The organism is Halorubrum pallidum (assembly GCF_055380345.1).
On the sequence record NZ_AP043945.1, the window covers coordinates 496,182 to 513,117 of the forward strand.

The following is a 16,936-nucleotide window of genomic DNA, read 5'->3' on the forward strand; positions in this document are numbered from 1 at the left end:
CGACGAGACGATCCACGCCGACGGCCTCCGCGTCGCGGACGACGCCCCCGGTATGAGTCCACGCGAAATCCCCTCCTCAACGAGCGGGATCAGCTTCGTCCGAGTGAAGCGGGACCGGGTAGTTCACTGCTCGTTCATCGCCTCGCTGGCGATGTTGCGCCCCCGGGAGTTCAACGCCACCTCGCGTCGCACCCGCACCTCCTCCACCACTTCGATGTCGATGAGTCGCTCGAACGTCTCCTCGACGTCGTCGACGTCCATCCCGAGGAACGACGGGATCTCGAACGGCGAGACGCCGGAGTACAACGCCATCAACACCTCGCGATCGCGGCTGGACAGATCGACGTTCGTCGAGCTTCGCTCCTCGCCCTTGCGGAGCCACGCCTCGACGAACCGCATACGGTTCGACTGGCCCGCGACGTGCGTCTCGATGCTCGTCCCCTCGTCGTCGGTGTGTGACACCTCGATGACGGGCTTTTTCTCGCCGTTGACGGTGCGCTTGGCCGCGTCGAGTCCGCTGATGTCGTCGAGATCGAACTTCACGAACGCGCCGCCTTCGAGCGCCGCGTTGAGCCCGTTGTCGTCTATCTTCATCCGGGCCTGCTCCCACTCCGAATCCTGAACCACGCCGCCCTCGATCGCCGGGTGTTTCGCCATCACGGTCCGCTGGTCGAGTAACGCCCGGTAGACGTCGCGCTCGAACTCCTCGTGTTCGGCGGTCGTGACCAACAGCACCTGATCGCCGAGGTCGAAGCTCACGTAGTTGGACACGCGCGCGACCGACTGGTTCGCGTCGTGTCGGCCGCCGAGCCCGCGGAGGTCCGAGAGCGGTATCGTTCGCTTTCCGTCGTTGCCGGCTAAGATCAACCGTCGGTTCGAGAGGAGTATCCGTCCCGGCGTCCACGAGACGTCGCTCACCTTCCGCCCCTCCCGGACGGCGACCGCGAACCGCCCCTGCGTGTCCGTGACCTTGTACTCGCTGTCGGACATCTACGGTCCCCCCGCTCGAAGCTTCGAGACCGCGGAGAACACCCGCTTTCTGACGGCGGAACTCTCGTCGTCGGTGAGGTCTTCGAGCCGGTTCAGCGTCTCCTGTCCGCCCACCTGACCCAACACGAACACCGCCTTCGCCCGAGCGTCCTCGGGGTGTTCCGTCCCGAGCCGGTCGAGCAGTCGGTCCTCGACTATCGGCCCGCCGAGGTTCTTGAGGCTCGTGGCCGCGAACTGTGCGGTCTGTGCGTCGTCGTCCGCGAGCGCCTCCGCGAGCGCCTCGACCGCCAGCTTCGAATCCGACTCTGCGACTCGCCCGAGAATCCACGCCGCGTTCCGTCGCTGTCGGCTCTGTTGGCCCTCGGTGAGGATCTCGACGAGCGGTTCGACCACGGTCTCGTCGTCGGCCGACTTCAGCTCGGAGACAACGCGGTCGCGAACCGCGTGGCTCTGCTGGGTCGGGACGTTCGAGAGCAGTTCGATTATCGAGTACACCGCGGCGTTGCGCACTATCGCGCTCTCGTCACCGAGCGCCCGCGCGAGCGGTTCGACTGGTTCCGGGTTGTTCGCCTTCCCGAGCGCGCCCGCCGCGATCCGCCGAAGCGACTCGTCTGGATCGTCGAGCAGGTCCAAGAGCGGCGCGAGCGCCCGGTCGGTGCCGATGTTGCCGAGCGCGTTCGCCGCGGCTCGCCTGACGCGCGGGTCGTCGTCGAGTCGACCGGCGAGTCCGGGGACTGCGCGGGGGTCCGCGAACGTCCCGCAGGCCTGTGCGGCGCGGAGCCTGACGCGCGGGTCGTCGTCATCGAGCGCGTCGACGAGGTGCGAGAGACCGCCCGCGTCGTCGAGTCGACCGAGCGCGTTCGCCGCGGCCATCCGCAGCTCGGGCCGGTCCGCCTGTAACGCGCGCGCGAACTTCCTCGCCGTCACCCACTCGGCCTCCGAACTCGTCGTTCCGGTGAGTTCCGAGAGCAACTGTTCGAGCGCACCGTCTCCGAGTTCGTCGAGCGCGTCGACCGCGGCACCGCGAACCTGTCCGTCCTCGTCGTCCGTCGCCGTCCGGAGCAGCGCGTCGACGGTCGCCTGTTCGTTCGCGTCGCCGACCTCTCCGAGGAACTCGGCCGCCCGTCGCCTGACCGCGGCGCTGTCGCTGCCTATCGCGTCCCTGAGTCGCTCGACGTTTCCGTCCCGCGCGTGTTGGTACAGGGACATCAGACCCTCTCGAACACCCGCCGGCGCTTGTCGATCGGCTCGTACCTCTCCGTCCGGTCCGGCGGAACGCTCTCCGTCATCCCGAGGACGAGAACGCCGTCGTCGGAAAGCGACGCCTCCAGCGTGCCGAACAGCGAGCCCTTGTGGTCGACGTCGATGTAGATCAGCAGATTGCGACACAACACCACGTCGAAGGGGTCGCGCGCGCCGTCGCGGATCAGGTCGTGCGTCTCGAAGTCGACGAGCCGACGGACCGCCGACCTGACTCGGAAGGTGTCCCCGTCCCGTTCGACGTACCGGTCGGGGTCCGACAGCGGTTCGAGCTCCGCCGCGATGTCCGTCGTTCTGGTGGTGTGGTACTCGCCCGTCCGAGCGTTGTCGAGGGCCTCCTCGCTGATGTCGGAGCCGAGCACCTCGACGCGCGACTCGTCGATCTCGGGATCGTCGCAGGCCAGCATCGCGACCGAGTACGCCTCTCGCCCGTCGGCCGAGGGGGCCGACCAGACGCGGACGCGGCGCTTCTCTTCCGTCTTCTCGCGGAGCACGCCGCGGAGCACGTCCCACATCTCGGGGTTCCGGAAGAACTCAGTCACGTTGATCGTGAGCGCGTCCATCAGCGCCTGTCGCTCCTCCTCGTCGTCGCGCAACAGCCGTTCGTACTCCGCGTGCGACTCGGTGTCGCGGCGACGCATCCGCGCCGTGATCCGCCGATCGAGGTACGACTCGTTGTAGTACCCCGGCTCGAACGGCACCGTGTCGTCGATCTGACGCAGCACGCCCTCGAACGGGGTTTCGCTGCTCATAGGCTCACCACATCGAGGACGGCCACGACGTCGCCGTCGCCGAGGACCGCCGTGCCGCTGAGCCCCGGCGTTCCCGACAGCGGTCCGTCGAGCGGTTTCACGACGACCTCCTCCTGATCCAACACGGCGTCACAGTGGAGCGCCACCTGCCGAGTCTCCTCGCGGATCCGGACGAGCATTCCGGTGTCGTCGCTCCCGGCGGCCCCGCCACTATCGCTCTCGGCGACGGCTCCGGACGCGTCTCCGACGACCTCGGCTGCATCGTCTCCGACGTCGACGACGGTTCCGCCGTCGGGTGCCGCGGCCTCGCCGGGCCCGCCAGCGGCGGATCCGCCCGCACCGGAGCCGGCCGCGGCGAGGCGGTCGTTCAGCCTGATCACGGGGTACAGATCGTCTTCGTGACGGACGATCTCGTCGCCGTGGACCTCCTCCACGTCGTCTGCGCGCGCGACCTCCGCGATCGACTTTATCGGGATCCCGTACTCGGTGCCGCCGACGTCGACGAACATCACCTTCACGATGGCGACGGTGACCGGGAGCCGGAACCGGACCGTCGTCCCCTCGCCGGGTTCGCTCTCGACGGCGACGGAGCCGTCGAGGTCGCGCGCGGTCGTCCGCACCACGTCCATCCCGACGCCGCGACCGGAGACGTCGGTGATCTCCTCCGCGGTGGAGAAGCCGGGGTGGAACACCAGATCGTAGGCCTCGTCGTCGTCCATCGCCTCGACCGCCTCCCTGCTCTTGACCCCCTCGTCGACCGCCTTCTCGCGGAGCTGGTCGGGGTCGAGTCCGCCGCCGTCGTCGGCGACCTCGATGATGACGTGGTCGCGCTCGCGCTCGGCCGTGAGCCGGACGTGTCCGGTCGGCTCTTTCCCGGCGGCCTCGCGCTCGTCGGGCGACTCGATCCCGTGGTCGACGGCGTTCCGCAGGACGTGGACGAGCGGGTCCCGCATCTCGGTCAGGATGGTTCGGTCGAGTTCGACGTCGTCGCCCTCGATCTCGAAGTCGATCCGCTTGTCGAGGTCCCGCGAGATATCGCGGACCAGCCGCGGGAACGAGTCCGACACCTGCGAAAAGGGGATGAGCCGCATGTCCATCGCGGTGTCCTGCAGGCTGGAAGCGAGCTTGTCGAGTTCGTCTAAGGCGTCCGACTGCGCGTCCAGTGCCTCCAGTTCCCGCCGGAGCTTGATCCGGCTCGTCACCAACTGCTCGACGAGCCCGTACAGCTCGTCGACCTGGTCGACGTCGACTCGGATCGACTTGATCTCGTCGCCGGACTTGGAGTCGGGCGAGCCGTCCCCGGCGTTTTCGGCATTTTCGGACCCATCGCCGTCCGTGCCTTCCGTCTCGGCGATGTCTTCGGTGCCGTCAGCGGCGGCCGCGTCACCGGCCTCCGAAGTCCCTCCGACATCGCCCGCGTCGCCGTCTTCGACGAGCGCCGTCTCGATCGACTCGACCTGCGTGAGCGCGCCGAGCCCCTCGGCGACCACGTCGGGGTCGGCGCCGCCGACGAAGGCGTCGAACCGCTCCTCGTACTCCCCGTCCTCCAGCGCCTCGGGATCGGGTACCGTGACGTGCTCGCCGAACTGCCCGTCGAGCGCCTGCAACACGAGCGCGGCGTCGACGCCCGCCATCGCGGTCTCGCCTATCGTCACGTCCACGTACACGACGGGATCGGGGAGGTCCGAGACGCCCGAGGGGAGGTCGGGAACGGGGACCCCGTCGCTCCCCGTCTCCGCGCCGTCGTCCGCTTCGGCGTCATCGACGGTGTCCCCGTCGCCGGCGTCGTCCGCTTCGGCGGCATCGACGGCGTCCCTGTCGCCGGCGTCCGCACTGTCGTCCGCACCGTCGTCCGCGTCGCCTCCTTCGGCCGCTTCGGCACCGCTCCCGCGGACGGTCCCGGTCTCTTCCATCTCGCGGAGGCGCGCTTCGAGGTCCGACGGGTCGGTCGTCACCTCTCCGGTTTCGGCGATCTCGGCGACCATCGCCTCGACGGTGTCGACGCCCTCGAAGAGGAGGTCCATGACCTCGGGCGTCACCTCGCGGTCGCCCTGTCTGATCGCGTCGAGTAAGTCCTCCAGGGCGTGACCGAACGACGAGACGTCCTCGTACCCCATCGCCGCGGCGTTCCCCTTCAGGGTGTGTGCGACCCGGAACACGTCGTCCATCGCCGCGGCGTCTTCGGGGTCGGACTCGAGCGCGAGCAGCGCGTTGTTGAGGTCCGTGATCCCGTCTTCAGCCTCGGCGACGAACGCGGCGCGATGTGAGTCCATCAGGCCTCACCCCCCACGATCGCTCCGGCGACGTCATCGAGGTCCGCGACCTCGTCGACGCCGCCGGTCTCGACCGCGCGCTTCGGCATCCCGTAGATGACGCAGGTGTCCTCGCTCTGGGCTATCGTCCGCGCGCCGGCGTCGGCCATCGCTCGGATCCCGTCGGCCGCGTCGGAACCCATCCCGGTCAACACGACGCCGACGAGCGGGTCGTCGACGACCTCGGCCGCGGAGCGCATCGTGACGTCGGCTGCCGGCGAGACCGACTGCGAGTCGTCCTCGTCGAGCTTGACGCGGAGCCGACCCGCGCGGTAGCTGTCGATCCGGGTGTGGCTCCCGCCGCGAGCGACCATCGCCTCGCCGGCACCGATCCGGGCCCCGTCGCTCGCCTCCCGTACGTCGTACGCCGAGGCGGCGTCCAGCCGGTCGGCGAAGCGGGGCGTGAACGCCTCCGGCATGTGTTGGACGATGACGATCCGGCAGTCGGCCATCGGCAGCGCCGACATGACGCGTTCGACCGCGTTCGGCCCGCCGGTCGACGCGCCGATCACGACCGTCAGCGGTTCGTCGAGGTCGGCCGCCGTCGCGGCCGTCGACCCCCCCGTCGAGGCCGGCGTCTCCGCCGACCCGCCGGCCGACGCGGTCGCCGCGTTCTCGCGTCGGTCCCGGGTCGCCGCGGCGAGGTCCGCACCGGCGACCGATCTGACGGCCTCGACCAGCCGCTCGGACTCCCGGGAGACGCCGGTCGAGACCTCTCCGCCGGGCTTCGAGAAGAAGTCGACCGCGCCGCGTTCGAGCGCCTCGAAGGTCACTTCCGCCCCCTCGTCCGTGTGCGCAGACAGCATCAGCACGGGCGTCGGCGTCTCGTCCATCAGCCGTTCGACGGCCTCCAGACCGCCCATTCCGGGCATCTCTACGTCCATCGTCACCACGTCGGGACGCGTCTCGGCAACCACCGACAGCGCCTCCGCGCCGTCGCCCGCCTCCCCGACGACCGCGACTCCCGCGTCGGTCAGGAGGTCGGCGATCAGCCCGCGCATGAACGGCGAGTCGTCGACGACAACCACCCGCGGTGATCCGTCGCGGCTCCCCCGCCGATCCGTCGTCCTGCTCATACACGGAAGCGGTCGCAGAATCAGCATAAATGCACGCCCCCGCTAATCACTGGTGATAATTCAGGGGACACGGTTATTGGTGACTTGGTCGCACGGGTTCGTATGGCAGCCACGGAAGCGGACGCCGAACCGACGAAGGTACTCGAGTTCGGTCTGGGCGACGGGACGTACTGTCTGGATATCGGCGTGATCGACGAGATCGTCGACGCCGGCGAACTCACGCGGATTCCGAACTCACCCGACCACGTCGAGGGCGTGATGGACCTCCGCGGACGAACGACGACGATCGTCGATCCGAAGACGCTGTTCGCCATCGAGGAGGACGGCCCCCGCGAGCGGATCGTCGTCTTCGACGACGACGAGATCGACGAGGGCGGTACCGTCGGCTGGATGGTCGACGAGGTGTTCCAGGTCCGCGACGTCGCGCCCGAAGACGTCGACCGAGGGACGACGGTCGAAGACGAGGGCGTCCGCGGGATCGTCAAGTCGGACGACCGGTTCGTCGTCTGGGTCTCGCCGGACGTCGACGGCCTCGACATCGGTGACGTCGTCGACTCGTCGTCCGACGACGCGGGCGGAGAGTCGGTCGAGGCGTAGGGCGGCGTCGCCGCAGTGGAACCGATCGCCACCGCTGCGCTCTCGCCTCCCGCCGTGCTCCCGACGCTCCCGTTCGCCCGCCGTTCTCACCCGTGAGAACCGGGAGCAAATCCTTATGCGGCGGCTGGCCAGCCACTTCGTATGCGCGCATCAAGCGGCGTCCCCGGGTTCGACGACCTCGTCGACGGCGGATTCCCGGAGAGCCGCCTCTACGTCGTGAGCGGACCGCCCGGAAGCGGGAAGACCACGTTCTGTTCGCAGTTCGCGGCACAGGGCGCTCGCAACGGCGAGGACGTGCTGTACATCAGCATGCACGAGACCAAAGCGGGGATCCGCCGCGACATGAGCGAGTACGATTTCGGGTTCGACCGCGCCCTCGACACCGACCGGGTCACCTTCCTCGATTCGTTCTCGTCGGACGGCCGTCGCTTCTTCGGACTCCCGGGTGAGCGTCGGGACCACTCCGGCGTCACGAACCGCCTCACCGGATTCATCAACTCCCGCGACATCGACCGGGTCGTCTTCGACTCCACGATGCTGTTGCGTTTTCTCCTCGACGACGACGAGGACACCATGGTCCAGCTGCTCTCCTCGCTGAAGCGGACCGACGCGACCACCCTTCTCATCTCCGAGATGACCGATCCGAGCGCGTACTCCGAGGAGCACTACCTCGCGCACGGCGTCGTCTTCATGCACAACTACCTCGAAGACGAGGGGATGCGCCGCGGGATACAGGTGCTGAAGATGCGCGGCACCGACGTGAACACGGACATCCAAGACGTCGAGTTCACCGACGGCGGACTCCGCGTGGGGGCGGCCGCGACGGTGACGCACTGATGTACGACCGCACGTTCGGAACCGACTGGGACGGCCTCGAGCGCGAGGAGGCGGTCGAACGGGCGTTCGCGCTCGGCGTCGCCGCCGAGATCGGTCGCGGGCAGCCGGCAGAACTGGACCGAGTGCTGGAGGCGTTCGACAGCGCGTACGACCGGAGTCTCGTCGAACTCGCCTACGACGAGGGGCGGACGAAGGCGCTGGAGGCCGCCGCCGAGGCCGGCGCCGACGACCCGCAGGCGGTGTGGGACGAGCTGGTCGACGGCGGCGGCGCGCCTCGCGTCGCTCCCGTCTCCGCCGCGTTGCCCGGGGCGCTGACGGAGCTGTCTCTCACGAAGCGACCGCGGGAGGGGCCGCCGTCTTCGCTCGAATTCCCGTCGATGCTCCGTAAGTGAATCCTCGGAAGGGTTTTACCCGCCCTCGCTACAATCCAGACACATGACCGTACTTCCCGACGCGGTCCGGGACGCGGACAGCGTCCTCGTCAGCGGCCCTCCGATGAGCGGGAAGTACGACCTGTTCACCCGACTGCTCGCCGAGTGGACGGACGGTCCGGTCGTGATCTCGACGGGCCGAACCGCGGAGAAGGTCCGTAGCGACTACGAGTCGATCACCGGCCGCACCGGAGACGACCTGATCGTCATCGACTGCGTCACGCACGAACAGGGCGACAAGCGCGCCGACACCCCGTCGACGAAGTACGTCGCCAGCGCGGGGAACCTCACCGACATCGGGATCAAGTTCACCGACGTCGTCGAGTCCTCCGCCGGCCGCGAGCGCGCCGTCGGCGTCTACTCTCTCTCGCAGCTGTTGATGTACTGGGACCCAGAGCGGATCTACCAGTTCACCCGCGTGCTGACTTCACAGACCTCGGGCGAGGGGTGGCCCTTCGTCGGCGTGCTCAACTCGACCGCCCACGACGAGCAGGTCGTTCACACCCTCCACGAGCCGTTCGAGGTCGTCCTCGAAACGCGCGTCGACGGCGACGACCGGGAGTTCCGGGTCCGCGGACGCGTGGAACAGCCCTCGGAGTGGACGCCGTACTGAGTTCGGAGCGGACGCGGTCCGCCTGCCCTCCGCGTCGCGTTCACCCGATCAGATCGAACTCGACGCCGAGCGGCGGCGCGTCGACGATACCCCAGTAGACGAACCGGTGTGTTCCCGGTCCGAGCGGGGGACAGACGTCGACAACGAGGTCGGGAACCGCCGACGCTATCGCCGCCTCGTCGAGTCGTATCTCCCAGCTGTACGCGCCGGTCGTCTTGAACGCCTCCTCGGACTGCGGGAGTTCCGCTGACTCACCCGTGGTCGACCCTCTGACCTCGAGCCAGCCCGACTCCGTCTCGCGCTGTATCGCGTACGCGTGCTCGCCGAGCGTCGTCGTCGCCGCGTCTCCGGTGTTTCGAAGCACCACCCGAATCGACTGTCCGTACGTCTCCGCGGAGCCCTCGCTCGACAGTTCCACCGTCGTCGACGGGGTCTCGACGACCGTTCCCTCGATCGGGCCGTCGATCGGGGGGTCGAGCCGGACGAACGAATCGTCCTCGCAGGTCAGCGTCTCCGGCGTTCCCTCGGGTCCCTGCGGACCGTCGCCGGCCGCGAAGTCGAGACAGCCGGCGAGACCGACCGCGGCGAGGGTTCCGCTTCCCAACAGATCGCGTCGCGTGTGCTCCATGCGAGCGAGTGGGGCGGCACGGGTTTGAACCGCACGGCGACCCCTCGACGGTCACGCCGCGGCGTCCCTCCCCTCGATTCCACCCGGTTCGGAACCGCTTTCCCGTCGGGCGGTCCATGACCGCCCATGGAGCTGTTCGGATCCAGCGGCATTCGCGGGGTCGCACTTCGGTACCTCACGCCGGAGCTCGTCCTCGACATCGCGAAGGCGGCGGGGTCGGTGTGGGACGCCGACCGCGTTGCCGTCGCCCGCGACACCCGCACCACCGGCGAGCTGTTCGCCAACGCGGCCGCGAGCGGCCTCGCCGCCGTCGGCTGTGACGTCGACCGGCTCGGGGTGGTGCCGACGCCGGCGGTCGGGAACTACTGCGAGTCGGCGGCGGTCCCCTGCGTCTTGGTCACCGCCTCGCACAACCCCCCGGAGTTCAACGGGATCAAGCTCGTCGGCGACGACGGCGTCGAGCTGTCCGTCGGCGTGCTCGAACGCGTCGAGCGCCGCGTGCTCGACGACGAGTACGACCACGCCGACTGGCGAACCGCCGGCGCGACCACGCGGGTCGGCGGCGTCGTCGACGACTACGTCGCCCAACTCGCCGACGCGGTCGACGTCGAGGCCGTCGACGACGCTGACCTCACGGTCGCGATCGACCCGGGACACGGCGCGGCCTCGGTGGCGTCGCCTCGGATATACCGCGAACTGGGCTGTGACGTGCTGACGGTGAACGCGACGCCCGACGGTCACTTTCCGGGCCGGGAGTCGGAGCCCGTCCCCGAACACCTCGCCGACCTCTCTCGGCTCGTCGCGACCTCCGACGCGGACGTGGGAATCGCTCACGACGGCGACGCCGACCGCGCCGTCTTCGTCGACGAGACGGGAGCGTTCGTCGACGGCGACACCTCCTTCGCGGCGATGGCCGACGCCTGCCTCGACCCCGGCGACGCCGTCGTCAGCGCGGTCAACGTCTCCCAGCGGCTCGTCGACGTGTGTGCGAACAGGGGCGCCGACCTCGAACTCACTCCCATCGGCGCGACGAACATCATCACTCGCACGCGAGAGCTACACGCCGAGGGGACGACCGTCCCCATCGCCGGCGAGGGCAACGGCGGCGTGTTCTTCCCGCCGTATCGGCTCTCCCGCGACGGGCCGTACATCGGCGCGCGGTTCCTCGAACTGCTCGCGGCCGCCGACGGCGCGCCGGTAAGCGATGTCGTCGACCCCTACACCGACTACCACTTCGTGCGGCTCAACGTGGAGTACGCCGACGGCGACGAGCGCGACGAGATGCTCTCGGCCGCGCGGGCGTACGTGGAGACCGCGGACGCCGAGCCGAACACCACCGACGGCTACCGGCTCGACTACGGCGACGCGTGGGTGCTCGTGCGCCCCTCGGGGACGGAGCCGAAGATCCGGATCTACGCCGAATCGGCCGACGCCGACCGCGCCGAACGGCTCGCGATGGACATGCGGGTCGCCGTCGAGAGCGGTCGGTAACACCCGTCGCGAACGTCTCCTGTCTCCACTACGACTCGTTGTCGTTGTCCCACGAGTTCGGCCGCGACGGATCGACGAGCGGCGAGGCTTCGTTGGTACACTCCGGCCGACCGCAGACGCCCGCGTCGGCCCCGGCCCGCGTCACGCCGTCCGCGAGCGCGCCGATCGTCCACGTCGTGTCGTGACCCGTCGTCGACTCGTGATCGTCGAGCGCGACGCGCGCGCTGGGGAGCCCGTCGTATCTCGATTCGAACGAGCAGTCGACACACGTGACGGTGACGCGGGTCCGGTCCATGCGGTATCGGTAGCTCCTGGGGGTACCTACGGTTGTCGATGCACGAGCCGGGATACGGGGCGGCGTGGACGATCGGCGTTACGCCGGGTCGTCGCTCGGCTCGGTCCGCCACCCGCCCGTGAGCGAGACGATCCAGACCGTCAGCCCGGCGAGCGCGAAGACGGCGGCCATGTACGGGATGAGCGGCAGTTCGATGCCGACGAAATCGAGCACGGTCCGCATCTCGTAGACGATCACGCCGAAGACGGCGAGCGTCACGAGGAGGCCGCCGCGACTCACGTCGAGGGTCATCGGACCACCCCGACGAGCGCGGCCGTCGCGTCGCTCACCGCGTCGGCGAGGGGGGCCACGGCGCCCACCAGCGCGTCGAGCAGGGGTGCGAGCCACACCGGGTAAGTGCCGACGCCCGACCCGAGGAGCCCGCCGCGGTTGATGATCGCCGCGAGCGGCAGCGCGTACGCGAGGACGACGAGCGCGAGCGCGATCCCGACCCACAGCCGGAGTCTGTCGAGCACCTGCGGCGCGTCGTCGGGGCCGGAGAGCGCCGGGGGAAGCGACTCGGCGAGCCCGGAGACTCTCGGATTACCCATCGTGAGCACGAGGTTCGCGATGAACAGCACGGTCGAGACGAAGAGCAGCGTCCCGCCGATCGCGATCTGGACGTTGAGTTCCTCGAAGCCCCCGAACATCGTCGGGTAGTCGAAGCCCGAGTACTCCGGCTCCGCGGTCCGGCGCGGAACGCCGAGGATCCCCTGCGCGTGCATCGCGTTGGACATGAGCGCCATGCCGATGAACCACAGGACGACCTGGAACAGTCCGATCGTTCGGCTGTAGATCGGCTTGTTCGAGATCTGCGGCCAGATCCAGTAGGTCGCCGCCATGAACGTGAGCGCCACGGCGGTCCCCACGGTGAGGTGGAAGTGTCCCGGGACCCAGATCGTGTTGTGGATCATGTAGTTGATGTTCATCCCGGCGTTCACCATCCCCGAGAAGCCGCCGGCCGCGAACATCAGTCCGGCGAGCATCATCCCGGTGAACTCCGGCTTGCGCCACGGGAGATCGGTGAGCCAACCGAGCAGGCCGGTCCCGCCGCGCTGTCGGGCACCGTACTCGACGCTCGCGACCACCGTGAACGCCGTGAGCAGGCTCGGAAGCAGCAGGAACATCGTGTTCGTCATCGAGATGAACTTGAACCCCTCCGCGATGCCCGGATCGAGGTACTGGTGGTGGATCCCGACCGGCGTCGAAAGCAGGAGGAACAGCACGAACACGACCCGCGCGAGCGGGTCGCTGAACAGCCGCCCGCCGGCGAGCTTGGGTAAGACGGTGTACCAAAGCAGGTACGCCGGCATCAGCCAGAAGTACACGACCGGATGGCCGAAGAACCAGAACAGCGTCCGCGTGAGCGTCGGGTTCACCTGATCGATAAACCCGAGCGACCAGGGGAGCAGGAAGATCAGCACTGAGGCGGCCACGGCCGAAGACGCGATGTACCACATCGCCATCGTCGTCAGCACCATGAACGTCTGCAGCGGGATGCGCTCGTCGGGGTGCTCGCGCTTCCACGCGAGGAACGTCCGGAACCAGTCCGCGCCGGCGATCCACGATCCCACGATGAACACGGCGAGCCCCGTGTAAAACAGCGGGTGCGCCTGAAGCGGCGCGTAGAACGTGAACAGCACGTCGGCGCTCATGTCGATCGAGTCGACGAAGCCGGCGAGGATCGAGACCCCGGTCATCGTCATCCCGATCGCCATCATGGCGTACCAGGTCCACGTGATTCGGATGTCGATGAGCGGCCGGTCGAGGCTCCGAACGAGCGCCCAGGTGAACAGTCCGACGAGGAAGAACGTCGTGAAGCTGATCGCCAGGAACACGCCGTGGGCGGTCAGGGAGGTGTAGTAGTCGGTCGAGGAGATGATCCCCCGGAAGACCCCGGTCCGGTGGAGCGTCTGGATGATCCCGAACACCGCGCCCAAAAAGAGCGCGAGGAAGGACCCGAGAAGCGCGGATCTGACGATCCGCGCCTCCTCGGGGAACTCGTCAACGAAGGTCCGATCGCCTTCGATGGCCTCGCTCATTCGCTGTCACCCCCTTGCTGGGACTCGAACTCGGACTGGCTGACCACGGTGACTTTCCCCTCCATCGCGTGGTGAGCCGCCCCGCAGTACTCGTTACAGATGAGCCCGTACTCCTGCGGTTCGTCGGTCTCGACGGTGAGTTTCGACACCTCGCCCGGGATCACCATCGTGTTCGCGTTCGTCCCTGCGACCTCGAAGCCGTGAGTCACGTCCCGCGAGGTGACGTAGAACGTCACCCTGCTGTTTTCGGGAACGACGATCGGATCGGGGCTGAATCCGAACTGGTAGGCGACGACGTACGCCGCGTACTCGTTTTCGCCCACTTGCTCGACGCGCGGGTCCGAGAACCGATCGTCCTCGTCGAGGTTCTGTGCGTCGATCGGCTGTTCGCTGTCGGCCACCATCGCGACGCCCGGCCCGACCGCGCCGTACGTGACCGTGCCGATCAGAAACAGGATCAACAGGACCGAGCACGCGAGCCAGAGCTTCTCGTAGGCGTGAATGTGCATAGATCGTCACCCCACCACGACGAGATCGCGACCGAGGAACTCGATGTAGTAGATGTACACCCACGACAACACGAGGATCGCGAAGTAGATCCCGATGAGCGTGAGCGTGCCGACCGGATCGAACTCCGCGTCGTCACCGCCCACGTCGTCTGCGGCGTGTGCGGTCTCGTTTTGACCCATGGAGTTGGGTTACGCGCATCCGGACATATACGATCGACTCGTTCTCACGATGTGGGAACTTTGCCGTTACCTATGACGGTCGCGCCCCGCCTTCTCGCATGGACTTCTCGCTCCAACAGGCGCTGTTGCTCGTGTTGGGTGGACTCATTCCAGCCGTGGTGTTCATCGCCGACCGCGCGGAACTCGTCGTGGCGATCACGCTCGTGAACGTGCTTCTCATCTGGGGGAGCCTCCGGATCGCCACCGGCGGAAGCTTCGGTCCGATGGGCGGGACTGCGGACGCGGACGACGCGTGACGACACCTCGAAACAGCGACGCGTGGTAGCGAACCACTACGAACGGCCGGCCCCTACCGCCCGCGACACACTCGCGACGAAGCCGTGCCGATCGGAACGACGCGCCGGCGGCGACACGCCTGAATGACAACTTGCACGCTCTGTGACCTGCCGACGGGAGCCGATCCTCACACTTCCCCCGACGTCGACGGCGAGTTCTGCTGTCGGGGGTGTCTCGCCGTCGCGCGCTCGCTCGACGACGTCGACGGTCTCGACGAGATCGAGGAGCGCCGGCCGGACGCGGAGCCCGACGACGAGTTCGACGGGGAGACGGCGTTCCTCCACGTCGACGGGATGCACTGTGCGACCTGCGAGTCGTTCTTAGAGATGACGGCGGGCGATCAGCCCGGCGTCGCGGCGGCCGAGGCGAGCTACGCGACGGACACGATCCGCGTCGATTACGACCCCGACGCGGTGTCCGCCGAGGCGCTTCCCGACCGGCTGTCCGTCGCGGGGTACACCGCGAGCGACCGAGCGGACCCGGACCCCGACGGCGACGGCGCGGCGGTCGTCCGGTTCCTCATCGGCGGCGGCTTCTTCGGGATGATGGCGATGCTGTGGTACGTCCTCGTCCTGTATCCGACCTACTTCGGGTTCGATCCGATCCTCGACATCGGCGGCGTCTCGGGGACCTACCTGTTCGCGCAGGTGTGGGTGTTCGCCTCCATCGTGCTGTTTTACACCGGGTATCCGATCCTCAGGGGGGCGTACGTTAGCCTCCGCGCGCGTCAGCCCAACATGGACCTGTTGGTGTCGCTAGCGGCGACGAGCTCGTACGCGTACAGCACGCTCGCGATGTTCCTCGGCCGGACCGACCTGTACTTCGACGTGACGATCGCTGTCGTTCTCGTCGTCACCGCCGGGAACCACTACGAGTCGCGGATCAAGCGGCGGGCGACCGGTGCGCTCAGCGACCTGACGACTGCGACCGACCGCGAGGCCCGCACCGAGTCCGGCGAGACGGTCCCGGTGGACGCGATCGGTCCCGGCGACCGACTCCTCGTGCGTCCGGGCGAGCGGGTGCCGGTCGACGGCACCGTCGTCGAGGGGAGCGCCGCCGTCGACGAGGCGCTCATCACGGGCGAGTCGCTGCCGGCGACGAAACGCGAGGGCGACGCCGTGCGCGGCGGCACGGTGGTCACGGACGCGCCGATCGTCGTCGAGACCGGCGCGGACGCCACGAGCACGCTCGACACCCTCGTGCGACTGCTGTGGGAGATCCAGAGTTCCCGGTCCGGCATCCAGCGGCTCGTCGACAAGGTCGCGACCGTGTTCGTCCCGCTCGTCGTCGTCGTCGCGGCCCTCTCGACGCTCGCGACCGCCGCGCTCGGCGCGTCGCCGACGGAGTCCGCGCTCGTCGGGCTCACGGTACTCATCGTCTCGTGTCCGTGCGCGCTCGGGCTCGCGACGCCGCTCGCGATCGCCGCCGGCATCCGCGACGCCGCGCGCCGCGGGATCGTGATCGTCTCCGACGCCGTCTTCGAGGACGCCGCCGACGTCGACACGGTCGTCCTCGACAAGACGGGGACGCTCACCGACGGGCAGATGCGGCTGCTCGACACGGTCACGCTCGGCGGGAGCGACTCACTCCCTGGAGATGCCGAGACGGCCGACGCCACCGAAGTCCGCCGCCGCGCCGCGGCGGTCGAGCGCGCCTCTCCGCACCCGGTCGCCGAGGCGATCGTCGAGGGGGTCGCGGCGAGTGGCTGCGAGTCGGCGACCGCGGACGGGCGAGACCCGGTCGCAGACGGCGGGACGACCGCGGCGGAGACGGGCGATCCCGTCGACCCCGAGCGGTCGGGTGCCCCGCCTGCCGCCGACGTCGAGGTGACGGACCGCGGGGTCGCCGGCCGCGTGGACGACACCGAAATCGTCGTCGGCCACCGGTCGCTGTTCGCGGGGGAGTCGTGGCGGGTTCCCGACGCGCTCTTGGAGGCCGGCGAGGCGGCCGAACGCGCGGGCAACGTCCCGGCGTACGTCGGCTGGGACGGGGCCGTTCGCGGGGTCCTCGTCGTCGGCGACGAGGTCCGCGACGGGTGGGAGGACGTGGTGAACGACCTCGCCGCCGACGGTCGGCGCGTCGTCGTTCTCACCGGCGACGCGCCAGAGGCGGCCCGGCGGTTCGACGCGCACGCGGCCGTCGACGAGACGTTCGCCGAGGTCCCGCCGGAGGCGAAAGCCGAGACGGTTCGTCGGCTCGCCGCGACGGAGCGCGTCGCGATGGTCGGCGACGGGAGCAACGACGCGCCGGCGCTCGCGGCCGCCGACATCGGCGTCTCGATCGCGAGCGGGACCGATCTGGCGGCGGACGCCGCCGACGCCGTCTTACTCGACGACCGGCTCTCGGCCATCCCGGAGCTGTTCGCGGTCACGCGCGGGACGAACCGCCGGCTCAAACAGAACCTGGGCTGGGCGTTCTGTTACAACGCGGTCGCGATCCCCATGGCCGTCGCTGGCGTGCTCAACCCGCTCCTCGCGGCGCTCGCGATGGCGACGAGCAGTCTCCTCGTGGTGACGAACTCCGCCCGCAGCGTGGTCTCGGACTGACC

At 68.8% G+C, this 16,936-nt stretch carries 18 protein-coding genes; 7 read left to right on the forward strand and 11 right to left on the reverse strand.

Going from position 1 to position 16,936, the window contains the following annotated elements; genetic code table 11:
- Positions 1-123 precede the first annotated feature (123 nt).
- From ACZ45C_RS04090 to cheB, 5 genes are read right to left on the reverse strand one after another with little or no spacing between them, the layout of a single operon-like run.
- Positions 124-990 (reverse strand): CheF family chemotaxis protein, encoded by an 867-nt coding sequence (locus tag ACZ45C_RS04090; RefSeq protein WP_460559198.1) that lies wholly within the window; start codon positions 988-990, stop codon positions 124-126.
- Complete coding sequence (locus ACZ45C_RS04095; RefSeq protein WP_460559200.1) at positions 991-2,199, reverse strand: HEAT repeat domain-containing protein; 1,209 nt, start codon at positions 2,197-2,199, stop codon at positions 991-993.
- Positions 2,199-3,002: a CheR family methyltransferase gene (locus ACZ45C_RS04100; protein WP_460559202.1), complete on the reverse strand. Its 804-nt coding sequence runs from the start codon at positions 3,000-3,002 to the stop codon at positions 2,199-2,201. The genes ACZ45C_RS04095 and ACZ45C_RS04100 overlap by 1 nt, the downstream gene beginning before the upstream one ends.
- Positions 2,999-5,275, reverse strand: a complete 2,277-nt coding sequence (locus ACZ45C_RS04105) for an ATP-binding protein (protein WP_460559204.1) — start codon at positions 5,273-5,275, stop codon at positions 2,999-3,001. The genes ACZ45C_RS04100 and ACZ45C_RS04105 overlap by 4 nt, the downstream gene beginning before the upstream one ends.
- Positions 5,275-6,390, reverse strand: coding sequence for a chemotaxis-specific protein-glutamate methyltransferase CheB (gene cheB / locus ACZ45C_RS04110; protein ID WP_460559206.1), 1,116 nt, complete (start codon positions 6,388-6,390; stop codon positions 5,275-5,277). The genes ACZ45C_RS04105 and cheB overlap by 1 nt, the downstream gene beginning before the upstream one ends.
- Positions 6,391-6,492: 102 nt before the next feature.
- On the opposite strand from cheB, the gene ACZ45C_RS04115 reads away from it, so the two are divergent.
- The 4 genes from ACZ45C_RS04115 (at position 6,493) to ACZ45C_RS04130 (ending at position 8,868) form a co-directional block, all read left to right on the forward strand.
- The gene (locus tag ACZ45C_RS04115) at positions 6,493-6,987 is read left to right on the forward strand and encodes a chemotaxis protein CheW (RefSeq protein WP_460559208.1); all 495 of its coding nucleotides are present in this window, start codon (positions 6,493-6,495) and stop codon (positions 6,985-6,987) included.
- Between the two features lie 141 nt (positions 6,988-7,128).
- Complete coding sequence (locus tag ACZ45C_RS04120) at positions 7,129-7,824, forward strand: RAD55 family ATPase (RefSeq protein WP_460559210.1); 696 nt, start codon at positions 7,129-7,131, stop codon at positions 7,822-7,824.
- A complete protein-coding gene (locus ACZ45C_RS04125) occupies positions 7,824-8,216 on the forward strand; it encodes a hypothetical protein (RefSeq protein WP_460559212.1) in 393 nt (130 codons plus the stop codon). The genes ACZ45C_RS04120 and ACZ45C_RS04125 overlap by 1 nt, the downstream gene beginning before the upstream one ends.
- Before the next feature lie 43 nt (positions 8,217-8,259).
- Positions 8,260-8,868, forward strand: a complete 609-nt coding sequence (locus ACZ45C_RS04130; RefSeq protein WP_460559214.1) for a DUF7504 family protein — start codon at positions 8,260-8,262, stop codon at positions 8,866-8,868.
- 40 nt (positions 8,869-8,908) lie between these two features.
- On the opposite strand, the gene ACZ45C_RS04135 is transcribed toward ACZ45C_RS04130, so the two are convergent.
- Positions 8,909-9,496: a hypothetical protein gene (locus ACZ45C_RS04135; protein WP_460559216.1), complete on the reverse strand. Its 588-nt coding sequence runs from the start codon at positions 9,494-9,496 to the stop codon at positions 8,909-8,911.
- Between the two features lie 126 nt (positions 9,497-9,622).
- On the opposite strand from ACZ45C_RS04135, the gene glmM reads away from it, so the two are divergent.
- Positions 9,623-10,987: a phosphoglucosamine mutase gene (gene glmM / locus ACZ45C_RS04140; protein WP_460559218.1), complete on the forward strand. Its 1,365-nt coding sequence runs from the start codon at positions 9,623-9,625 to the stop codon at positions 10,985-10,987.
- A gap of 28 nt (positions 10,988-11,015) precedes the next feature.
- Here glmM and ACZ45C_RS04145 read toward each other — a convergent pair whose 3' ends face one another.
- From ACZ45C_RS04145 to ACZ45C_RS04165, 5 genes are all read right to left on the reverse strand, one after another.
- Positions 11,016-11,282 carry a DUF7542 family protein gene (locus tag ACZ45C_RS04145; RefSeq protein WP_460559220.1) on the reverse strand — a complete coding sequence of 89 codons (267 nt, stop codon included), beginning with the start codon at positions 11,280-11,282 and terminating at the stop codon, positions 11,016-11,018.
- A gap of 78 nt (positions 11,283-11,360) precedes the next feature.
- The gene (locus ACZ45C_RS04150) at positions 11,361-11,573 is read right to left on the reverse strand and encodes a CbaC protein (protein WP_460559222.1); all 213 of its coding nucleotides are present in this window, start codon (positions 11,571-11,573) and stop codon (positions 11,361-11,363) included.
- Positions 11,570-13,363: a b(o/a)3-type cytochrome-c oxidase subunit 1 gene (locus ACZ45C_RS04155; RefSeq protein ID WP_460559224.1), complete on the reverse strand. Its 1,794-nt coding sequence runs from the start codon at positions 13,361-13,363 to the stop codon at positions 11,570-11,572. The genes ACZ45C_RS04150 and ACZ45C_RS04155 overlap by 4 nt, the downstream gene beginning before the upstream one ends.
- Positions 13,360-13,872 carry a cytochrome c oxidase subunit II gene (locus tag ACZ45C_RS04160; protein ID WP_460559226.1) on the reverse strand — a complete coding sequence of 171 codons (513 nt, stop codon included), beginning with the start codon at positions 13,870-13,872 and terminating at the stop codon, positions 13,360-13,362. The genes ACZ45C_RS04155 and ACZ45C_RS04160 overlap by 4 nt, the downstream gene beginning before the upstream one ends.
- 6 nt (positions 13,873-13,878) lie before the next feature.
- The gene (locus ACZ45C_RS04165) at positions 13,879-14,052 is read right to left on the reverse strand and encodes a hypothetical protein (RefSeq protein ID WP_460559228.1); all 174 of its coding nucleotides are present in this window, start codon (positions 14,050-14,052) and stop codon (positions 13,879-13,881) included.
- A gap of 98 nt (positions 14,053-14,150) precedes the next feature.
- On the opposite strand from ACZ45C_RS04165, the gene ACZ45C_RS04170 reads away from it, so the two are divergent.
- Together ACZ45C_RS04170 and ACZ45C_RS04175 are read left to right on the forward strand one after the other, a co-directional pair.
- Positions 14,151-14,348, forward strand: coding sequence for a hypothetical protein (locus tag ACZ45C_RS04170; protein ID WP_460559230.1), 198 nt, complete (start codon positions 14,151-14,153; stop codon positions 14,346-14,348).
- 123 nt (positions 14,349-14,471) lie between these two features.
- Entirely contained in the window at positions 14,472-16,934 is a 2,463-nt protein-coding gene (locus tag ACZ45C_RS04175) for a heavy metal translocating P-type ATPase (protein ID WP_460559232.1), read from the forward strand.
- Positions 16,935-16,936 lie beyond the last annotated feature (2 nt).

Coding starts and splice junctions, on each gene's coding strand:
- ACZ45C_RS04150 (WP_460559222.1), bottom strand. CDS start 11,573: ATGACCCTCGACGTGAGTCGCGGCGGCCTCCTCGTGACGCTCGCCGTC.
- ACZ45C_RS04135 (WP_460559216.1), bottom strand. CDS start 9,496: ATGGAGCACACGCGACGCGATCTGTTGGGAAGCGGAACCCTCGCCGCG.
- ACZ45C_RS04120 (WP_460559210.1), top strand. CDS start 7,129: ATGCGCGCATCAAGCGGCGTCCCCGGGTTCGACGACCTCGTCGACGGC.
- ACZ45C_RS04175 (WP_460559232.1), top strand. CDS start 14,472: ATGACAACTTGCACGCTCTGTGACCTGCCGACGGGAGCCGATCCTCAC.
- ACZ45C_RS04160 (WP_460559226.1), bottom strand. CDS start 13,872: ATGCACATTCACGCCTACGAGAAGCTCTGGCTCGCGTGCTCGGTCCTG.
- ACZ45C_RS04155 (WP_460559224.1), bottom strand. CDS start 13,363: ATGAGCGAGGCCATCGAAGGCGATCGGACCTTCGTTGACGAGTTCCCC.
- glmM (WP_460559218.1), top strand. CDS start 9,623: ATGGAGCTGTTCGGATCCAGCGGCATTCGCGGGGTCGCACTTCGGTAC.
- ACZ45C_RS04105 (WP_460559204.1), bottom strand. CDS start 5,275: ATGGACTCACATCGCGCCGCGTTCGTCGCCGAGGCTGAAGACGGGATC.
- ACZ45C_RS04145 (WP_460559220.1), bottom strand. CDS start 11,282: ATGGACCGGACCCGCGTCACCGTCACGTGTGTCGACTGCTCGTTCGAA.
- ACZ45C_RS04170 (WP_460559230.1), top strand. CDS start 14,151: ATGGACTTCTCGCTCCAACAGGCGCTGTTGCTCGTGTTGGGTGGACTC.
- ACZ45C_RS04125 (WP_460559212.1), top strand. CDS start 7,824: ATGTACGACCGCACGTTCGGAACCGACTGGGACGGCCTCGAGCGCGAG.
- ACZ45C_RS04090 (WP_460559198.1), bottom strand. CDS start 990: ATGTCCGACAGCGAGTACAAGGTCACGGACACGCAGGGGCGGTTCGCG.
- ACZ45C_RS04100 (WP_460559202.1), bottom strand. CDS start 3,002: ATGAGCAGCGAAACCCCGTTCGAGGGCGTGCTGCGTCAGATCGACGAC.
- cheB (WP_460559206.1), bottom strand. CDS start 6,390: ATGAGCAGGACGACGGATCGGCGGGGGAGCCGCGACGGATCACCGCGG.
- ACZ45C_RS04115 (WP_460559208.1), top strand. CDS start 6,493: ATGGCAGCCACGGAAGCGGACGCCGAACCGACGAAGGTACTCGAGTTC.
- ACZ45C_RS04095 (WP_460559200.1), bottom strand. CDS start 2,199: ATGTCCCTGTACCAACACGCGCGGGACGGAAACGTCGAGCGACTCAGG.
- ACZ45C_RS04165 (WP_460559228.1), bottom strand. CDS start 14,052: ATGGGTCAAAACGAGACCGCACACGCCGCAGACGACGTGGGCGGTGAC.
- ACZ45C_RS04130 (WP_460559214.1), top strand. CDS start 8,260: ATGACCGTACTTCCCGACGCGGTCCGGGACGCGGACAGCGTCCTCGTC.